A 17,260-nucleotide genomic window follows, 5' to 3' on the forward strand; every position below is an offset into this window, starting at 1 on the left:
CGCGATGCACAAATTTCGGGCAAAGGGCGCCGGATCCCCGCCCGACCCTCACGTCACGCTTCGCGCCAGCCGGCCTGCCCGCTTTTCTGCACGTGCAAAGAAACGCCCGCGCGTTGCGGGCCCGCAGCAAAGGGGACTTCCGTGATCCGCTTCCGACCCATCCTGGTTCTCGCCATGACCTTTCCCTCCCTCGGCCTCGCGCAGGGCACCGACACCACACCGCCCGATACCGAGATCGGCTTCATCTTCACCACCTTCATGTTTCTCGTCTCGGGCGTCCTCGTCTTCTTCATGGCGGCGGGCTTCGCCATGCTCGAGGCGGGGCTCGTGCGCGGCAAGAACGTGACGATGCAACTGACCAAGAACATGGCGCTCTTCTCGCTTGCAGGACTCTTCTACTACCTCGTGGGCTACACGCTCATGTATCCCGGTGACACCTGGGCCATCCCCGGCCTCCTCGGCTCGCTCTCGCCCGCCCTGCTCGAGCCCGTGGGCCTCGCCGGCGCGGCGCCCGACCTCTCCTATGCCTCCGTGGGCTCGGACTTCTTCTTCCAGCTCATGTTCTGCGCCGCCACGGCGTCGATCGTCTCGGGCGCGCTAGCCGAGCGGATCAGGCTCTGGCCCTTCCTCGCCTTCGTCATCCTGCTCACCGCCGTGATCTACCCGGTCCAGGCAAGCTGGAAATGGGGTGGCGGCTTTCTCGACGCGGCGGGGTTCCAGGATTTCGCGGGTTCCACCGTGGTTCATTCCGTCGGGGGCTGGGCGGCGCTCACCGGGGCGATCATCCTGGGACCGCGCCTGGGCAAGTACAAGAACGGCCGCGTCAACCCGATGCCCGGCTCGAACCTCGCGCTCGCCACGCTCGGCACCTTCATCCTCTGGCTCGGCTGGTTCGGCTTCAACGGCGGGTCACAGCTCTACATGGACACGGCAGCGCATGTGGCTGACATCGGCCGCATCTTCGCCAACACCAACCTCGCCGCATCCGGTGGCGCTGTCGCGGCGCTCCTGCTCACCCAGGCGCTCTATGACAAGCCCGACCTCACCATGATCCTCAACGGCGCGTTGGCCGGTCTCGTTTCGATCACCGCCGAGCCGCTTGCGCCCACGCTGGGCCAAGCCGCGCTCATCGGCGGGGTGGGCGGTGGCATCGTGGTCCTCGCCGTGCCGCTGCTGGACCGACTGCGCATCGACGACGTGGTGGGCGCGATCCCGGTGCATCTCTGCGCGGGCATCTGGGGCACTCTTGCCGTGCCGCTCACCAATGACGACGCGGGCCTCCTGACGCAGCTCTACGGTGTCGCTGTCGTGGGCGGGTTCGTCTGCACCGTCTCCGCGCTCGCCTGGCTCGCGCTTCGGGCCACCATCGGCCTGCGCGTGGGGACGGAAGCCGAGGAACGCGGCCTCGACATGCACGAACTCGGGATGGAAGCCTACCCGGATTTCGTTCGCACCTGACCGCTGCGACCCGGCGCACCACCGCCGCCGGGTCGCTCCGACCGCGCGCCCTCTTAACGATTGCGCCGAGTCACCCTCCACCGACGCGATACCGACGTAACACCGACGTGGATACCGACGTGGGGTCCGGCCCGTTAACCTTTCGGGCGATCAGCCGTTCACATCCTTCGGTGCCCCGGTGGACAGCTCGATCGCCACATGCGGTTTCTCGGCCTTCTTCCACGCCGCGAATCCGCCCTCCATATGCGCGATCCTGTCGATCCCGGCCTCCAGCGCCTTGCGGGCCATCTTGCCCGAGCGCGTATCGCTGCCGCACATCAGCACGATCTGCTTAACCCCCTGATCCGGCAGGCCTTCGGGTTCGAAATCCGGCATCGGCATCAGCAGGGATCCCCGCACATGCTCCATCATGTATTCCTGGGGCGAGCGCACGTCGACAAGGACGATCCGTCCGTCGCGCCAGGCCTCGTGCACCTCGTCCACATCCCATGTCTCGAGGGTCTTGCCGTTCACATCTTCGGTCTTCATCCTGAGCCTCTCATCGGTTAATGGTCACCCTTCCAACACGCCCCCCGGCGCCTGCGTTCCACCTTTCTATTCCAGTGGCCGAATCGCGCCATATCATGCTAGGTCTTGTGGTATGGCCGACCCCATCCACCATATCAGCGACACGCGCCCCGTCATCCGTCAGCTCGACGACGGCGCGATCAACCGTATCGCGGCGGGAGAGGTCGTCGAACGCCCCGCGTCGGCGGTCAAGGAACTCGTCGAGAACGCGCTCGACGCCGGCGCCACCCGGATCGAGGTGGCCTATGCCGATGGCGGCAAAACCCTGATCCGCGTCACCGATGACGGCTGCGGTATGACCCCCGAGGACCTGCCGCTCGCCCTGTCGCGGCACGCCACCTCCAAGACCTCCGGCGGCGACCTGCTCAACATCCTCAGCTTCGGTTTCCGCGGCGAGGCGCTCCCCTCGCTCGGGGCGGTGGGCCGGCTGCGCATCCAGTCCCGCGCACGCGGCTTCGATGCCGCCGAGATCACCGTCGCGGGGGGCGAGATCGGCGCGGTGAAACCCGCCGCGCTCGGGCGCGGCACCATCGTCACCCTGCGCGATCTCTTCTACGCCACGCCCGCACGGCTCAAGTTCATGCGCTCCGACCGGGCCGAGGTTCAGGCGATCTCGGACGTGGTCAAGCGCCTCGCGATGGCCGAGCCCTCGGTGGGCTTCGTCCTGCGCGACGTCTCGGGCGGCGGCGAGGGCCGCGTGACCTTCCGCGCCGACCCCGAGCAGGGCGAGCTTTTCGACGCGTTGAGCGCCCGCCTCGCCCGCATTCTCGGCGCGGATTTCACCGAGAACGCCGTGCAGATCGACGCCACGCGCGACAGCCTTCGCATGACCGGGTTTGCCGCCTTGCCCACCTATTCGCGCGGCGCGGCCGTCTCGCAATATCTCTTCGTCAATGGCCGCCCGGTCCGCGACCGGATGCTGACGGGCGCCCTGCGCGCGGCCTATCACGACCTTCTGTCGCGCGATCGTCACGCGGCGGCGGCGCTCTTTCTCACCTGCGATCCGACGCTCGTGGACGTCAACGTGCACCCCGCGAAATCCGAGGTCAGGTTCCGCGATCCGGGGCAGGCGCGCGGCCTCATCGTCTCGGGGCTGCGGCACGCGCTGGCCGAGCACGGGCACCGCGCTGCCTCGACAGTGGCCCACGCCGCCCTGGGCGCCTTCCGCCCCGAACCGCAGGGCGCGCGCATCTACCAGATGGACCGGCCCGGCCCGGCCGCCCGCGCCACCGCCTACCGGGCGCAGGTACCGGGCTTCGCCGATCTGCAATCGGCCTATTCCGCACGGATCGACGCCCCCGAGGAGGTCCCGCGAGGAACCAGCGGCGCCGACCCCGACGCCCCTCTCGGCGCGGCGCGCGCGCAATTGCACGAGAATTACATCGTCGCCCAGACCGCCGACGGCATGGTCATCGTCGATGCCCACGCCGCGCATGAACGTCTCGTTTACGAGAAATTAAAGACCCAGATGGCAGAACGGGGCGTGGCCTCGCAGGCGCTCCTGATCCCCGAGATCGTGGACCTGCCCGACACCGACCGCGATCGCCTGCTCGATGCCGCGGCCGAGCTTGAAAAACTCGGGCTCGTGATCGAGGCCTTCGGCGGCGGCGCCGTCGCGGTGCGCGAAACGCCCGCCCTTCTGGGGCAGGTGGACGCGCGCGCGCTCTTGCGCGACGTTCTGGACGAATTGACCGACCAGGGCAGCGCCGACACCATACGCGACCGCATGGACGCGATCCTCTCGCGTGTCGCCTGCCACGGCTCCGTGCGCACCGGTCGCCGCCTCTCGGCGCCCGAGATGAACGCCCTCCTGCGCGAGATGGAGGCGACGCCGCATTCCGGCCAGTGCAACCACGGCCGTCCCACCTACGTGAAACTCAGCCTTGCCGACATCGAACGGCTTTTCGGACGCACATGATCACCATCGGCGACACGACCCTCGACCTGGGCGACCCGCTCACCCTTGCCGCGCTCATCGGGGGCGTGCTTCTGCTGCTTATCGTCCTGCTCCTGCTGATGGCGATCCGTGCGGCCTCCCGCTCGGCCCGCATGGCCGAACCGCTCGCCCAGCAGATCGGCGGCCTTTCCCAGCGCGTCCAAGGGCTTAGCGACGGTCAGCACCAACTTGCCGGCGGCCTCAACCACGTCTCCGAGGCGCAGGCCGCCGCGCAATCCAACCTTCTGCAACTGATGGAAAAGCGCCTCTCCCAGGTCTCCGAGCGGATGAACGAGAACCTGCACGGCTCGGCCCGCCGCACGGCCCAGTCACTCGGCGAGTTGCAGCAACGCCTCGCCACCATCGACAAGGCGCAGGAGAATATCACCAAGCTCTCGGGCGACGTGCTCACCCTTCAGGACATCCTGTCGAACAAGCAGACCCGCGGCGCCTTCGGAGAGATCCAGCTCACCGACATCGTCGGCAAGGCGCTGCCTTCGGACAGCTTCACGCTTCAGCATACGCTCTCGAATGGCAAGCGCGCCGACTGCCTCATCCACCTGCCCAATCCACCCGGCCCCATCTGCATCGACAGCAAGTTCCCCCTCGAGGCCTACGAGGCGCTGCGCCGCGCCTCGACCGATTGGGAGGTCAACGAGGCCGCGAAATTCCTGCGCACATCGGTCAAGAAACACATCCGCGACATTTCCGAGAAATACATCCTCGACGGCGAAACGGCCGATGGCGCGCTCATGTTCCTGCCGTCCGAGGCCGTCTATGCCGAGCTTCACGCCAACTTCCCCGAGCTCGTGCGCGAGGGGTTCGCCGCGCGGGTCTGGATCGTGTCGCCCACCACCTGCATGGCCACGCTCAACACGATGCGCGCCATCCTCAAGGACGCCCGCATGCGCGAGCAGGCCGGCGCGATCCGGCGCGAGCTTGGCCTGCTCTTCGCCGATGTCGACCGTCTTTCGACCCGCGTCGAGAATCTCGACCGCCATTTTCACCAGGCGTCCAAGGACATTTCCGACATCAAGATTTCCGCCGACAAGGCCGGCCGCCGCGCCAGGCGCCTCGATAATTTCGACTTCGAGGAGCTTGCCCCCGAAACCGAGCCGTCGGTCGTCAAGCTGGGCACCAAGGACACCTGACGGGGCTTGAGCTTCGGACGATGCTCCGTCACCCCGTCTCGAGGCAATGCCGCCGGAACGCGCGCTTGAGCATGTCCAGCTCCTCGCGCAGGAGCGTCACTTCCGCGCGTATGTCATAGCTCAGCGCATCCCCCGAAAGCAGCGCGAAGCTCGCCAGCGTGTCACCCGATTTCGCGTCGTTGATCAGGAATGTCTGCACCCCGTCCGAGATCAACTCGACCGGAATGGGCACGCGCACGACCCAGTGCCGGGCGGCGCGATCCTCGACGACCTCGACCCCGCGCACGGGCTCTCCCAGATGCGTGACCGCGATCTCGGGTTGCGTGTTGCCCTCGGCCTCGGTGGTCAGCACCCCTTCCCAGACCCCTTCGAACAACCGCGTTTTCGTGAGTGTCAGATCGCTCATGCCAAGCTCCTAGAATTCCGCGCGCGGTCGCCTGCTGAAGGTCAGGTCGCGCAGGACGACCTGGCTCATCTGCGGGTTCTCGAAAATGATGTCGACCCAGGCCCGCTCGATCCGCTTCTCGTTGAGGTTCGAGTAGGCGAGGTCGAACTCGACCATGATCTCGTCCTCGTGAAGCGGCAGTTCGCGCACGATCTGCTCGGTGTTGGGTCCGTGCTTGATGTTGAGCCGCGCGAAGATCTCGAGCGGCTTTTCCATCTCCACGATCGTGCTCATACGCAAGAGATGCCCCTTGGTCAGACCGTCCACCGCCTCGTGCGGCAGGTCGAGCACCAGCGAAAGGAACGAGCCGTCGAAGGCAAAGACGTCCATCCGCAAGCCATAGGGCGCAAGGTCCGCCTCCCGGTGATTGCGCAACTGTCGCAGCGAGAGCTCGGATCGTGCACAATCGTGAAACAATGTGAGTTCGGCGCCGAGCTTGGACTTGCTTTCGACCGCCGACCGCCCCGGCACGGGCAGCGGCCTGCGCCACAGGTCTGGCCGCCACGCCCAATCGGTGCCGTGCGGCTTGGGAAAGGCGTTCGACCCCATGAGCGGAAGCGCCAGGCGACTATCGGCCACGGCGAGCACTTCGTTCATCGAATACAGGTACTTGCGCGCCAGCGCCCGAGTTTCGCGAAGCTCGTCCAGGTCCATCTCGGGCGCGCGCCGCGCCGCCTTGGCCCAACGCCGGATGCCGCGAAGGTGGCGCACGTCCTTACCGATCAAATTCCGAATTCGCATCTGGTCGGGCCTCTTGGTGGTCACGTCCGTTCTAACTTGCCCGAGGGGCTCCTTCCAGAGGATTAACTCTCGTTCGGAAACAATCGTGAAAAGAAGCCCCTGCTTCCGGTGCTGCTGTCCCGCGTCGACGTCGAGAGGGTCGCGTCCGCTTCCGGCACCTCGCTCCCGTCGGACTGCGCCACGGCACGGCGCACGGGGCTTCGCGCGCGCAGCCGCTCGGCCAGTTCGATCATCAGCGCCTGCCCCGCCGCACCGCGTGCCACCCGGCTGCCCTTCGGCGCATAGAGCGCCAGGCCCGTGAGATGCCCGTTGATCAGCATCGCCGCGCGCCAGTGTGCCGCGTCACCGCCGGGAATGCCGACCTCGCCGCCGGTAGCCAGATGCACGATCGCCACGCCGTCCCCGTCGATCCGCTCGAACACGCGGGCCGGGCGCAGCGTCGCGGCCAGTTCATCGGCGCTCGGCTGAACGGCCGCCCCGTCGCGCGGCAGGACCGAGACGGTCATCACCGCCGGGTCGACGGCCATGTCGGGGGCGCCGCTGAGGCTTTCGCAACTCGCGATCAGAAGGACATGCCCGCCCCGGCGCTTGGCAAGGCTGCCGCGCTCGATGCAATAGCCCGGCGGCCCGGAGACGACCACCTCACCGCCGAAAAGCGATGCCTCGCGAAGCGGCGGTGCGTCGCTCTCGCCGAAGGCCGAGAGCGCTCCGCCACCCAGATCACCGCATCCGCCAAGCGCAAGGGCCGCCCCGAGCCACGCGAACCGTCGCACGCGCTCAGAGGTCCATGTAGACATGCCGCTCGGCCTCGGCGCCCGGATGGGTCACCGCGCCCTTGTAGGTCTCGCCCACCAGCTTGGCGAACTTCCAGAGCGCGCCGCTGGCATAGATCGTCTCGCGCGGGCCTTTCCAGGCGGCGCGGCGCCGGGCGAGTTCCTCGTCGCTCAGATCGACGCTGAGGTCGCCCTTCACCGCGTCGATGGTGATCATGTCGCCCGTTTCGATCAATGCGATGGGACCGCCCTGCGCGGCTTCCGGCCCCACGTGGCCCACGCAGAAGCCCCGTGTCGCACCCGAGAAACGGCCATCGGTGATGAGCGCCACCTTCTTGCCCATCCCCTGGCCACTGAGCGCGGCGGTGGTGGCCAGCATCTCGCGCATGCCGGGGCCGCCCGCGGGGCCCTCGTTGCGGATGACGATCACCTCGCCCTCTTCGTATTTGCGCGCCTTCACGGCCTCGAACGCGTCTTCCTCGCATTCGAAGACGCGCGCGGGGCCGGTGAAGACCTGGTTCTCGGCCGGGATGCCCGCCACCTTCACGATGGCGCCTTGCGGGGCGAGATTGCCCTTGAGGCCCACGACGCCGCCGGTCTTGGTGATCGGGGTCTCGATCGGATAGATCACCTTCCCGTCTGCCTCGCGCTCGATCCGGTCAAGCTCCTCGCCGATGGCCCGGCCCGTCGCGGTCATGCAATCCTCGTGGATCAGACCCGCCTTGCGCAGTTCCTTCATGACGACCGGGATGCCGCCCGCATCGTAGAGATCCTTCGCCACGTATTGCCCACCCGGTTTCAGGTCGACGAAATAGGGCGTGTCGCGGAAGATCTCGCACACGTCGTCCAGGAAGAAGTCGATTCCCGCCTCGTGCGCGATGGCCGGAAGGTGCAGCCCGGCGTTGGTCGATCCGCCGGTGCAGGCGACGACCCGCGCGGCGTTCTGCAGGCTCTTGAGCGTCACCACGTCGCGCGCGCGGATGTTCTTCTCCAGAAGGTCCATGACGGCGCGGCCCGACGCTTCGGCATATTGATCGCGGCTCTCGTAGGGGGCGGGCATGCCCGAGCTGTTCATCAGCGCAAGACCGATCGCCTCGCTCACGCAGGCCATGGTGTTCGCCGTGAACTGACCGCCACACGCCCCGGCCGACGGGCAGGCCACACGCTCCAGCGCATCGAGCGCCTTGTCGCTCATCTGGTTGTTCTGGTGCCAGCCGACGGCCTCGAACATGTCCTGCACGGTCAGGTCGCGGGTGCGGAACTCCTCGGGGATCTCGTCGATCTGCGGCGCCTTGCCCGGCAGGATCGACCCGCCGTAGATGAAGACCGACGGCACGTTGAGCCGCACCATCGCCATCATCATCCCCGGCAGCGACTTGTCGCAGCCCGCAAGCCCCACGAGCGCATCGTAGCAGTGCCCGCGCATGGTCAGTTCCACGGTGTCCGCGATCGCCTCGCGGCTGGCGAGCGACGACCGCATCCCCTCGTGACCCATCGCGATGCCGTCGGTGACGGTGATCGTCGTGAACTCGCGCGGGGACCCGTGCGCCTCCTTCACACCGCCCTTCACGGCCTGTGCCTGGCGGTTGAGCGCGATGTTGCACGGCGCCGCCTCGTTCCAGCAGGTCGCCACGCCGACAAGCGGCTGGTGGATCTCCTGCTCGGTCATGCCCATCGCGTAGTAATAGGACCGATGCGGCGCGCGCGCCGGACCTTCGGTCACATGACGGCTGGGCAACTTGGCTTTGTCGAATTTGCTCATGGCTGGCCTCCCGGGGAATGTCTGCCGCAGGAATAGGCGCTCGCGCCGGGTGACACAAGCGCAGGCAGGCCGCACGGGACACGAAAAACCCCCGGGGCCGCAAGGCGCCGGGGGCGGGATCCGCGGGGCGCGGGCACGTCGCCCGCCACGCCGGTCAGTGCAGCTTCTTGTCCACCGTCTCGATCGACTCGTCGATCAGCGCATTGGCCTGCTGAGCGGTCATCTGCTTGGCCATGACATCCTTCGCGGCCGCGACGGCCACCGCGACGGCGCGGTTGCGCACCTCGTTGACGGCGTTCGTTTCGGCCGAGGCGATCTGCTCCTCCGCGGCCTGAAGGCGGCGCTGGATCGAGACCTTGATGTCGCTCTTGGCCCTCTCCGCGGCCGTGGCGGCCTCGGACTTGGCGTGCTGGACGATCCGGTCGGCCTGGTCCTGGACTTCCTTATGCTTGCGCTCGTAGCTCGCCAGCAGCGACTGCGCCTCCTCGCGAAGCGACCGGGCCTCGTCGAGCTCGGACTTGATCCCCTCGGCCCGCTTGTCGAGCATCCCGCCAAGCTGGCCGGGCACCTTGAGGTAAAGCAGCAGCGCGATGAACAGGAGGAACGCGATCAGCACCACGAAATTCGTGTTGCCGAGCGAGAAGAACGGGCCGCTCGCGGCAAGCGCGGGGCTCGCTGCGAAAAGTGCGATGAGGGTTGCCGTGATACGCATGATCCTTACCCTTTCATCCGTGCATTGACCGCGGCGGTGACGGTGCGGGCATCGGCCTTGCCGCCCATGGCCGCGACCAGTTCCTTCGCGGTGTCCTTGGCGACCTCCTTGATGGCCTCCATCGCGCCTTCGCGGATCTCGGCGATCTTCTTCTCGCCTTCCGCGGTCTTGGCAGAGATCTCGGCGTCGGCCTTCGCCATCGCGTCGTCGATATCGGCCTGGATCTCGGCCTTGGCCTCGGCGATGATCGCCTGCGCCTCGGTCCGCGCGTCGCTCAGGGCCTTCTCGTAGGCCTCCTCGGCCTCGGCGGCCTTGGTCTTGAAATCCTCGGCCGCGGCCAGGTCGTTGGTGATCGTGCCCTGCCGCTCCGCGAGGATCGACGCGATGCGCGGCAACGCGATGCGCGACAAGATGAAAAAGAGCACGACAAGCGTGACCAGCAGCCAGAAGATCTGGTTGCCCATCCACTCGGGACAAAGCTGGGGCAGGCCGATGGCGCCGCCAGCGGAGTCGACGCATTGCCCGGCTTCTTCCAGTTCCAGCGGGCTTGTCTCAGTTGCCATGTCGGCATCCTCCCTCGGGAAGCGTTCCGTTTACAGGGGGGAAGGGCGGCACGCGCCGCCCCTCGCCCCATCCGCAAGGATCGTGTGCTTCGAGGCTCAGACGGCGAACATCAGCAGAAGCGCGACGAGGAACGAGAAGATCCCCAGCGCTTCGGCGAAGGCAATGCCGATGAACATCGTCGCGGTCTGGCCTGCGGCGGCCGACGGGTTGCGCAGGGCACCGGCCAGGTAGTTGCCGACCACGTTGCCCACACCGACGGCTGCGCCGCCCATGCCGACCGAAGCCAGACCTGCACCGATCAGTGCGCCCATTTGTGCGATATCGCCTTCCATGATGTATCTCCTTACGTTGGAATTGCGGTAATTTCGGGTGTTCTCGGGGTGGGGTTCAGCCCACCGTCAATGCGCCGGATGCAGGGCATCCTTCAGGTAGACGCAGGTGAGGATCGTGAAGACATAGGCCTGGATGAACGCCACCAGCACCTCGAGCGCGTAGATCGCCGTGATCGCGAGGATCGACAGCGGCGTGACGAGGATGCCGATGCCCACCGAGATCGTGATGAGCGGCGCGAAGGCCGCGAAGACCTTGATGACCGCGTGACCGGCCATCATGTTGCCGGCAAGACGGATCGAGTGGCTGACCGGCCGCACGAAGTAGGAAATCACCTCGATCAGCGCGAGGATCGGGCGCAGCACGAGCGGCGCCGAACCGATCCAGAAAAGCCCGAGGAAGCCCGCGCCGTTCTTGACGAAGCCGATCACCGTGACCGACACGAAGACCAGGAGGGCCAGCACCGCCGTCACCCCGATATGCGAGGTCGAGGTGAACGCACCGGGCAGAAGCCCCAGGAAGTTCGAGAAGACCACGAAGACGAAGATCGTCATGATATAGGGGAAATACGGCAGCGCGTCCTTGCCCGCCACGTCCTCGACCATCTTGCGGATGAAGCCGTAGCACAGTTCGGCGATGGACTGGATGCGCGTCGGGATGACCGAGCGGCCCGAGGTGCCGAGGATCAGGAGCGCGACCGCCGCCAGCACCGTCATCACCATCCAGAAGCTCAGGTTGGTGAAGGTGAAGGTGCCCACGGGTCCGTCGCCGAAGAAAGGCTTCAGGATGAACTGGTCCATCGGATGAAAGCTGAGGCTCTCGCCCCCTTCAGCACCTTGCGCTTCAGTCGCCATGCGTCTGCGTCCCTTTGCCTTCGCCCGCGTCGTCGGGCGCCATCTTCTCGGCCTCTTCGGCCACCTGTTTGCGCTGGATTTCCTCCGCGCTGCGGATCATCGTCTTGATCCCGGCGGCAAGGCCCAGCAACGTGAACAGCACCAGGAAAAGGGGCAATGTCCCCAACAGGCGGTCAAGCCCGTACCCGATGCCGAAACCGATCAGAAGACCGGCCACAAGCTCGATCACCATGCGCCAGGCCAGTTGCGCCTGCGAATAGTGCTCTTCGGTGTGGGACTTCTCCGCCTTCGGCGTCTTCAGGGCGGCGATCCGGGCTTCCAGCGCGGCCAGACGCTCCTTCTCATCGCCTTGCGACACGATACGTGAACCCCCACATCGGTTGGCGCCATTGCTATGCGGGGGTGGGTTCGGAGTCAAGCGCGCCGCACCGGCCCGCGCACGAGCCGCAATAGTCTGTTTTATCTCGATATTCCTGGCAAGATGACGATCCGCGCGTCGCGCGCCGCCGGTCAGATCGCGCGCGCCGCCGGCCCGGGGCATATTCAACCGGATGGTTGAGGTTCCGGGCCCGCCCCCGCCACCGCGCGCTTGCTTTTCGCCGCGGCTCGGGATGCAATGCGCCCATGACAGGTTCCAGTTTCGCCCATCGCCTCGCCGTGCGCAGCGCGCTGCCCCGCCACTCCGTCGGGATGCAGGATAGCGTCGATATCGGCTTTCTCGGCCCGCTCACCGGCCCGGTCCAGAGCTGGGGGCTGCCGGGCCTGAACGGCTGCCGGATCTGGGAGGACTGGATCAACAAGGCAGGCGGGCTGCTCATCGAGGGGCACCGGTTCCCGATCCGCATCCACGCCTTCGATTGCGGCTATGATCCCGACCGCGCGATGGAGGGCGCCCGCAGGCTTGTCGAGCAGAACAAGGTCAAGCTTCTGATGATGCTGGGCGGCGACACGCTGACCCCGGTGCGCGGGTTCCTGACCCGTCACAAGGTGCTCACATCGACGCTCCTGCCGTCGGACCTGTCGCCCGACACCCCCTATCTCATCGCCCCGAGCGAGCTTCACCCCATCTTCAACGTCACCGGCGTCGACTGGCTTGCCCGGACGCGGCCGGAGTTGAAGACCGTCGCGATCTGCAGCCAGACCGACGCGCTCGGCCTGCCCTCGCTCGCCACCTACCGCGCCGCGTTCAAGGCGGCGGGCATCGAGATCGTGGACGAGGTGCTTTACGATCCGTCCGAGACGGACCCGCGCGGTTTTCTCACGCCCATCCTCGCCCGGCGGCCGGACATCCTGTGCTGGTGCACGAGCTATGCGCCCATGGTGGACGCGATGACCGAGTTTGCCCATGCGCAGGGCTTCGAGGGGCAGATCGTGTCCTGCACCATCGACAACTACCCCCGGCTGATCCAGCGCACCTCGCCCGAGTTCATGGAAGGGGCGGTGTTCCAGTTTCCCGATTTCGACGACCCTCTCCTGCGCGAGAAGGCCTTCTTCTTCAACCGTCCCCACGTGTTCTTCGAGGAATACAACCGTCGCTTCCCCGGCACCTGGAGCGCGGTCAGCTGGGAGTATGTGGCCATTCTCGAGATCTGGCAGGCCGCGGTCGAGAAGGCCGGAAGCACGCGTCCCCCGTCCGTGCTGGCCGCGATGAAGCAGCTCGGGCAGGTCGTCCACGCCTTCGGTCCCGCCGACTGGTGGGGGGCCGAGATGTTCGGCATCGACAACGCGCTCGTGGGCGACTGGCCGGTGGTGACGATCCGCGAGGGCAAGGCGCGGATCGCCGAATTCGGCTCGATCCGCGGCTGGCTCGACCGCAACGGCGTTCTCCTGCGCGAGGAGATGTCGGAACTGGGCCAACTCTGGGAACAGCGGGTGCGCCAGACCATAGAGGAAGAGGAGGACGTGGACTGAGCCGCCTCAATCGTCCTGTAGCAGCAGCCGGTTTTCTTCCATCAGGTTCAGCTTCACGAATTCCACCGCCGCCTCCACGTCCCGCGAGGCGATAGCGTTGAAAAGCGTGTTGTAGCGCCTCTGCGCGTCCTGGATGCGATTGGGTGTCAGGTGCCGGCGCAGAAGCGCGCTGCGAAAGCTCTGGTGGCTCGCCTCGATCGCAAGCTCGTAGCACGAGGCCAGAAGCGGGTTCTCGGTGCCGCGCGCGATCTTGAGCAGCATCTCTTCCTCGAGCTGCACGAACTCCGCCACGTCGGTGCGCACCGCCTCGAGCCGGCTGAGCGTCTTGTCGAGATCCTCGATGGCGCGCGGCGGCATGTTGATCACCGCGAGGCGCACGATCTCGGGCTCGAGGATGCCGCGCACCACGAGGTGATCGAGCGGGCTGGTCTCCGACGCGATGGAACCGACCGAGGGGCTTTGCGGCGTGTCCGAGCGATAGGTCACGAAGCTGCCCGACCCCGCGCGGCGGCGGATCACGCCCCGCGCCTCGAGCACGTCGAGCGCCTCGCGCACCGTGTTGCGCGCGACCCCCAGTTCGGAGGCCAGCGTGCGCTCGGACGGAAGGCGCGTGTCCACCGGGTATTCCTCGGACTTGATCCGCGCGAAAAGCGTGTCGATCACCACCCGCGCGGTCGCGCCGATGGACTGGTCCGGGTCGATCGGCATCGTCTCGTCGGTGGGGGATGCGGCCATGATCCTGCCTGTCTCGTCACTCTGCCTTCCCTGTTTATCATCGAATTACGGCGCTTTCGAGCCTTTTGGAGAGTTGACGCGGCGCGGCCTTCGGGGCTTATGGAAACGCATGGCCAACACCCTCGACACCGTCTTCGCGGCGCTCGCCGATCCGACCCGGCGGCAAATCCTCACGATGCTGCTCGAGGACGACATGGCCGTGACCGACGTGGCCCACCCGTTCGACATGAGCCTCGCGGCCATATCCAAGCACCTGGGCATCCTCACCCGCGCCGGCCTCATCACGCAGGAACGGCGGGGCCGCGTGAAATGGTGCAAGCTCGATCCCGACGCGCTGCGCGATGCCTCGATCTGGATGCAGAGCTTCGGCCAGTTCGAGGCCGTGAACCTCGACGCGTTCGAGCGCTTCCTGCGCGCGGAGCTCGACCATGACGACTGAGACGGGCGCCGCCGCTCCCCTCGATCCCGGCACGCTGCCCCCGCCGCGGACCGAGCTCATCCGCGACGCGACCGTGATGCCGATGGGGCCGGGGCGCGACATGCCGCATGGCGTGTTCCGCGCGGACGGCAGCTTCTGCGACGCATCGCGCACGCTCATCTCGAAGAACCGCTTCACCGGCATTCCGCCCGCTCCGGGCGAGGCCGGGACTTTGCCACTTCGCGGCCGCTACCTCTTTGCGGGGGTGGGACGGCACCATTTCGGGCATTTCCTGATGGAGGGGCTGGGCCGGCTCTGGGCGCTGGAGCAGACAGGCGAGGCGATCGAGGGCATTCTCATCGTCCCCATGCACGACAAGGACATCGAAAGCGTGCTGCGCCGCCGTTTCCTGCCTTTCTACTCCTGGCTCTGCGACGCCCGCCCGCTCTGGCTCATCGACCGTCCCGCGCGCGTCGACGAGGTGAGCGTGCCGACCCAGGGGTTCGGACATGGCGACTGGAGCGTCGGCACGCCCGAGTTCCGCCGCTTCATCTGCGACCGCATCGCGGCGCGCATCACGCCCGAGGGCCCGCGCCGCATCTTCGTGTCGCGCACGCAGCTCAAGTCGGCCGAGCAGCGGATGTATGGCGAGGAACGGCTCGAAAGGGCGCTCATCAAGCGCGGCTACGTGGCCTTCCATCCCGAGCAGTATTCCATCGCCGAACAGCTTCAGGTCTACATGGCCGCCGAGCGCATCGTGGGTGTCGACGGCTCCGCCTTTCACCTGGCGCCCTTCGCGATGCGTCCCGGCGCCCGCGTGGGCCTGATCCAGCGTCGGCACCGGCGCGCGCCCTTCGATGCGCTCTGTGCCCAGATCCGCGCCTTCGCCGAGGTCGATCTCGTTACGCTCGACGCGCTCACCTCCCCCGAGGATCTCCGCGAAGGGGCGGCGCCCGTCGACATCAGGCGGCTGGTGCGGCGGCTCGGAGATGCCGGATTCTTCTGAGGTCAGGCGCGCGGGGCCCGCAACCGCGCGCGCGCCTCGTCGTCGCGCAGCAGAAGCGCGAGCGCCACGACCGTGAGCACGACCCCCACGGCGATGAGCGCGGGCGGCACCCCCTGTCCCAGCGCCGCCTGCCAGACGATCACCCAGCTCGGGGTGAGATAGGTATAGGCCATGACCTTGGCGCTCGGCAGGCGCAGCGTCGCATATTGCACCATCACGAAGGTGAGGGCGGTGGCGAAAAGGGCGGTATAGAGGATCGTGACCCACACGATCCCGGGCAGGGCGGACCACTCCGTCGCCACGATCTCGCGCCAGCCCACGAGCGTGATGAGCGCCGCGGCCGCCACCATCGCGCCCAGCGAGAAGACAACCGCCGGCTCCCCCCGGTTCAGCTTGCGCACCAGCGGCGTGTAGGCCGCGTGCGCCACGCAGCCCCAGAAATAGATCGTCTCGCCGCGGCCCACCTCGAAACGCGCGAATGCATTCCAGTCGGCACGGAAGATCACCCAGAGCGCGCCCACCGCCCCGATGGTGAGCGCCAGCGCCATGCGCGGCGTGGTGATCTGGCGCAGCAACAGAAATCCGAACCCCGCCGAGAGGATCGGGGTGAGCGTGAAGACCGCCGCGGCAGAGACCGGTGGCGCGGTCTTGAGCCCCTCGAACATCAGCACGAAGTAGAGACCCATCGAGGCGCCCAGCACCAGGTAGCGCCACGGCGCGCGCAACGCCTCTCGCGAGATGCCGACCGTGGCAAGCGCCGCCGCCCCCACGAGGCACGAGGCAAGGATGAACCGCACCGAGTTGAGCGCGACCGGCGCGATATGCGGCGCCGCCATCGAGCCCAGCGCGAAGCTGCCCGCGATCAGACCCGAGAAGACGAGCATCGCCAGATGTCCGCGCGCCGCCTCGCTCATGTGGTCTCCCACGCCGTGGCGGCCTCCTTGAGGAAGGCGAGGAAGGTCTGCACCTTCGTCGTCCGGTGCAGGTCCATATGTGTGACGAGCCATAGCTGCGACGCCCAGTCGTCCTGCGGCGGATGCAGTTCGACCAATCCTCCCAGTTCGCGCGCCTGAAGCCGCGTCATGAACCCGATGCCCAGCCCCTCCTCGATCGCGCGGCGTTGCGCGTGCACGTCCCCGCTGCGAAACACGACCCTTTCGGGCGGCACATGCGCCTGCATCCAGCGAAAGAAGGGAGCACGCGACTTGGTGTCTTCGGGGCCGACGAAGTCATGCGTGGTCAGATCCTCCGCCGCGCGCGGATCGCCACGCCGCGCGATATAGGCCTCGCTCGCGTAAAGCGTGGTCTCCAGCCGGACGAGCGGTTGCACCACGTTGTCGGGCTGATCCGGCACCGCGCCTGCCCGGATCGCCACATGCGCCTCGCCGTATTCCAGCCGGAAGAGCCGGTCGCCGGCCAGGAACCGCAAGACCACCTGCGGATAGGTCTCGCGGAACGCGGCCAGCACGGGGATCAGGAGATAGCTCAGCCCGCCCAGGGAGGTGACGACAAGCTCTCCCGCGACACCGTCACCCAGCCCCTTGATGCGCCCGGCAAGCTGTCCGAACTGGTCGTCCGTCGCCTGCGCCACCTGCAAGAGGTCGTTGCCCGCCTCGGTGGGCGTGTAACCGCGTGCATGCCTCTGGAACAGCTTCGCCCCAAGCCGTCCCTCGAGCGCGTCGATATGCCGGATCACCGTCGCATGATGCACGCCCAGCACCTCGGCGGCGCCGCTGACCGTCCCGATCCGCGCCACGTGGTAGGCCGTGCGCACCTCGTCCCAGTTCTCCATCCCGCCCCCTGTGCGGCTTCAAACGATATGACCGAAACCGTAGCGACCTGCGTGTTTCCGCACAACGGGTGGCCACCACGCCGGCAGGATTTCCCGGCTCCCGTG

General features: G+C 67.1%; 19 protein-coding genes. 6 read left to right on the top strand and 13 right to left on the bottom strand.

Features of this window, described 5'->3' with window-relative positions:
* Positions 1–174 precede the first annotated feature (174 nt).
* Positions 175–1,458: an ammonium transporter gene (locus K1T73_RS16465; protein ID WP_220603793.1), complete on the top strand. Its 1,284-nt coding sequence runs from the start codon at positions 175–177 to the stop codon at positions 1,456–1,458.
* 150 nt (positions 1,459–1,608) lie between these two features.
* Here the strand turns inward: K1T73_RS16465 and K1T73_RS16470 are convergent, their stop codons facing one another.
* The gene (locus tag K1T73_RS16470) at positions 1,609–1,986 is read right to left on the bottom strand and encodes a rhodanese-like domain-containing protein (RefSeq protein WP_220601740.1); all 378 of its coding nucleotides are present in this window, start codon (positions 1,984–1,986) and stop codon (positions 1,609–1,611) included.
* A gap of 112 nt (positions 1,987–2,098) precedes the next feature.
* Here K1T73_RS16470 and mutL point away from each other — a divergent pair, with 112 nt between their 5' ends.
* Positions 2,099–3,943 carry a DNA mismatch repair endonuclease MutL gene (gene mutL, locus K1T73_RS16475; protein ID WP_220601741.1) on the top strand — a complete coding sequence of 615 codons (1,845 nt, stop codon included), beginning with the start codon at positions 2,099–2,101 and terminating at the stop codon, positions 3,941–3,943.
* Positions 3,940–5,112 carry a DNA recombination protein RmuC gene (locus K1T73_RS16480; RefSeq protein ID WP_220601742.1) on the top strand — a complete coding sequence of 391 codons (1,173 nt, stop codon included), beginning with the start codon at positions 3,940–3,942 and terminating at the stop codon, positions 5,110–5,112. Before mutL ends, K1T73_RS16480 begins: the two co-directional genes overlap by 4 nt.
* 28 nt (positions 5,113–5,140) lie before the next feature.
* Here the strand turns inward: K1T73_RS16480 and K1T73_RS16485 are convergent, their stop codons facing one another.
* The 9 genes from K1T73_RS16485 to K1T73_RS16525 form a co-directional block, all read right to left on the bottom strand.
* A complete protein-coding gene (locus K1T73_RS16485) occupies positions 5,141–5,518 on the bottom strand; it encodes a hypothetical protein (protein ID WP_220601743.1) in 378 nt (125 codons plus the stop codon).
* A gap of 9 nt (positions 5,519–5,527) precedes the next feature.
* Positions 5,528–6,298 carry a DUF6478 family protein gene (locus tag K1T73_RS16490; protein ID WP_220601744.1) on the bottom strand — a complete coding sequence of 257 codons (771 nt, stop codon included), beginning with the start codon at positions 6,296–6,298 and terminating at the stop codon, positions 5,528–5,530.
* Positions 6,299–6,360: 62 nt separating this feature from the next.
* On the bottom strand, positions 6,361–7,071 hold the full coding sequence (locus tag K1T73_RS16495; protein ID WP_220601745.1) for a hypothetical protein: 711 nt from the start codon (positions 7,069–7,071) through the stop codon (positions 6,361–6,363).
* 4 nt (positions 7,072–7,075) lie between these two features.
* Positions 7,076–8,833, bottom strand: coding sequence for a dihydroxy-acid dehydratase (ilvD, locus tag K1T73_RS16500; RefSeq protein ID WP_220601746.1), 1,758 nt, complete (start codon positions 8,831–8,833; stop codon positions 7,076–7,078).
* Positions 8,834–8,987: 154 nt separating this feature from the next.
* Positions 8,988–9,545: a F0F1 ATP synthase subunit B gene (locus tag K1T73_RS16505; protein ID WP_220601747.1), complete on the bottom strand. Its 558-nt coding sequence runs from the start codon at positions 9,543–9,545 to the stop codon at positions 8,988–8,990.
* A gap of 5 nt (positions 9,546–9,550) precedes the next feature.
* Positions 9,551–10,108, bottom strand: coding sequence for a F0F1 ATP synthase subunit B' (locus K1T73_RS16510; RefSeq protein ID WP_220601748.1), 558 nt, complete (start codon positions 10,106–10,108; stop codon positions 9,551–9,553).
* 96 nt (positions 10,109–10,204) lie between these two features.
* Complete coding sequence (locus K1T73_RS16515) at positions 10,205–10,441, bottom strand: F0F1 ATP synthase subunit C (RefSeq protein ID WP_220601749.1); 237 nt, start codon at positions 10,439–10,441, stop codon at positions 10,205–10,207.
* A 66-nt stretch (positions 10,442–10,507) separates the two neighbouring features.
* Positions 10,508–11,293 carry a F0F1 ATP synthase subunit A gene (locus tag K1T73_RS16520; protein ID WP_220601750.1) on the bottom strand — a complete coding sequence of 262 codons (786 nt, stop codon included), beginning with the start codon at positions 11,291–11,293 and terminating at the stop codon, positions 10,508–10,510.
* A complete protein-coding gene (locus K1T73_RS16525) occupies positions 11,283–11,651 on the bottom strand; it encodes an AtpZ/AtpI family protein (protein ID WP_220603794.1) in 369 nt (122 codons plus the stop codon). The genes K1T73_RS16520 and K1T73_RS16525 overlap by 11 nt, the downstream gene beginning before the upstream one ends.
* Positions 11,652–11,917: 266 nt before the next feature.
* Between K1T73_RS16525 and K1T73_RS16530 the strand changes: the two genes are divergently transcribed.
* Complete coding sequence (locus tag K1T73_RS16530; RefSeq protein WP_220601751.1) at positions 11,918–13,204, top strand: ABC transporter substrate-binding protein; 1,287 nt, start codon at positions 11,918–11,920, stop codon at positions 13,202–13,204.
* Positions 13,205–13,210: 6 nt separating this feature from the next.
* Here K1T73_RS16530 and K1T73_RS16535 read toward each other — a convergent pair whose 3' ends face one another.
* The gene (locus K1T73_RS16535) at positions 13,211–13,939 is read right to left on the bottom strand and encodes a FadR/GntR family transcriptional regulator (protein WP_259400335.1); all 729 of its coding nucleotides are present in this window, start codon (positions 13,937–13,939) and stop codon (positions 13,211–13,213) included.
* Between the two features lie 109 nt (positions 13,940–14,048).
* Between K1T73_RS16535 and K1T73_RS16540 the strand changes: the two genes are divergently transcribed.
* Both K1T73_RS16540 and K1T73_RS16545 read left to right on the top strand, forming a co-directional pair.
* Positions 14,049–14,378, top strand: a complete 330-nt coding sequence (locus K1T73_RS16540) for a helix-turn-helix transcriptional regulator (protein WP_220601752.1) — start codon at positions 14,049–14,051, stop codon at positions 14,376–14,378.
* On the top strand, positions 14,368–15,363 hold the full coding sequence (locus tag K1T73_RS16545) for a DUF563 domain-containing protein (RefSeq protein ID WP_220601753.1): 996 nt from the start codon (positions 14,368–14,370) through the stop codon (positions 15,361–15,363). The genes K1T73_RS16540 and K1T73_RS16545 overlap by 11 nt, the downstream gene beginning before the upstream one ends.
* A 2-nt stretch (positions 15,364–15,365) precedes the next feature.
* Here the strand turns inward: K1T73_RS16545 and K1T73_RS16550 are convergent, their stop codons facing one another.
* Together K1T73_RS16550 and K1T73_RS16555 are read right to left on the bottom strand one after the other, a co-directional pair.
* Positions 15,366–16,277, bottom strand: a complete 912-nt coding sequence (locus K1T73_RS16550; RefSeq protein WP_220601754.1) for a DMT family transporter — start codon at positions 16,275–16,277, stop codon at positions 15,366–15,368.
* A complete protein-coding gene (locus K1T73_RS16555) occupies positions 16,274–17,155 on the bottom strand; it encodes a LysR family transcriptional regulator (protein WP_220601755.1) in 882 nt (293 codons plus the stop codon). The genes K1T73_RS16550 and K1T73_RS16555 overlap by 4 nt, the downstream gene beginning before the upstream one ends.
* Positions 17,156–17,260 lie beyond the last annotated feature (105 nt).

The sequence above is a fragment of the Roseovarius sp. SCSIO 43702 genome (assembly GCF_019599045.1).
Lineage (GTDB): Bacteria > Pseudomonadota > Alphaproteobacteria > Rhodobacterales > Rhodobacteraceae > Roseovarius.

Bases quoted from the DNA above. Each gene is read 5' to 3' on its own strand.
- K1T73_RS16550 (WP_220601754.1), bottom strand. From the start codon at position 16,277: ATGAGCGAGGCGGCGCGCGGACATCTGGCGATGCTCGTCTTCTCGGGT.
- K1T73_RS16490 (WP_220601744.1), bottom strand. From the start codon at position 6,298: ATGCGAATTCGGAATTTGATCGGTAAGGACGTGCGCCACCTTCGCGGC.
- K1T73_RS16545 (WP_220601753.1), top strand. From the start codon at position 14,368: ATGACGACTGAGACGGGCGCCGCCGCTCCCCTCGATCCCGGCACGCTG.
- K1T73_RS16555 (WP_220601755.1), bottom strand. From the start codon at position 17,155: ATGGAGAACTGGGACGAGGTGCGCACGGCCTACCACGTGGCGCGGATC.
- K1T73_RS16465 (WP_220603793.1), top strand. From the start codon at position 175: ATGACCTTTCCCTCCCTCGGCCTCGCGCAGGGCACCGACACCACACCG.
- K1T73_RS16520 (WP_220601750.1), bottom strand. From the start codon at position 11,293: ATGGCGACTGAAGCGCAAGGTGCTGAAGGGGGCGAGAGCCTCAGCTTT.
- K1T73_RS16515 (WP_220601749.1), bottom strand. From the start codon at position 10,441: ATGGAAGGCGATATCGCACAAATGGGCGCACTGATCGGTGCAGGTCTG.
- mutL (WP_220601741.1), top strand. From the start codon at position 2,099: ATGGCCGACCCCATCCACCATATCAGCGACACGCGCCCCGTCATCCGT.
- K1T73_RS16485 (WP_220601743.1), bottom strand. From the start codon at position 5,518: ATGAGCGATCTGACACTCACGAAAACGCGGTTGTTCGAAGGGGTCTGG.
- ilvD (WP_220601746.1), bottom strand. From the start codon at position 8,833: ATGAGCAAATTCGACAAAGCCAAGTTGCCCAGCCGTCATGTGACCGAA.
- K1T73_RS16510 (WP_220601748.1), bottom strand. From the start codon at position 10,108: ATGGCAACTGAGACAAGCCCGCTGGAACTGGAAGAAGCCGGGCAATGC.
- K1T73_RS16480 (WP_220601742.1), top strand. From the start codon at position 3,940: ATGATCACCATCGGCGACACGACCCTCGACCTGGGCGACCCGCTCACC.
- K1T73_RS16540 (WP_220601752.1), top strand. From the start codon at position 14,049: ATGGCCAACACCCTCGACACCGTCTTCGCGGCGCTCGCCGATCCGACC.
- K1T73_RS16535 (WP_259400335.1), bottom strand. From the start codon at position 13,939: ATGGCCGCATCCCCCACCGACGAGACGATGCCGATCGACCCGGACCAG.
- K1T73_RS16530 (WP_220601751.1), top strand. From the start codon at position 11,918: ATGACAGGTTCCAGTTTCGCCCATCGCCTCGCCGTGCGCAGCGCGCTG.
- K1T73_RS16470 (WP_220601740.1), bottom strand. From the start codon at position 1,986: ATGAAGACCGAAGATGTGAACGGCAAGACCCTCGAGACATGGGATGTG.
- K1T73_RS16505 (WP_220601747.1), bottom strand. From the start codon at position 9,545: ATGCGTATCACGGCAACCCTCATCGCACTTTTCGCAGCGAGCCCCGCG.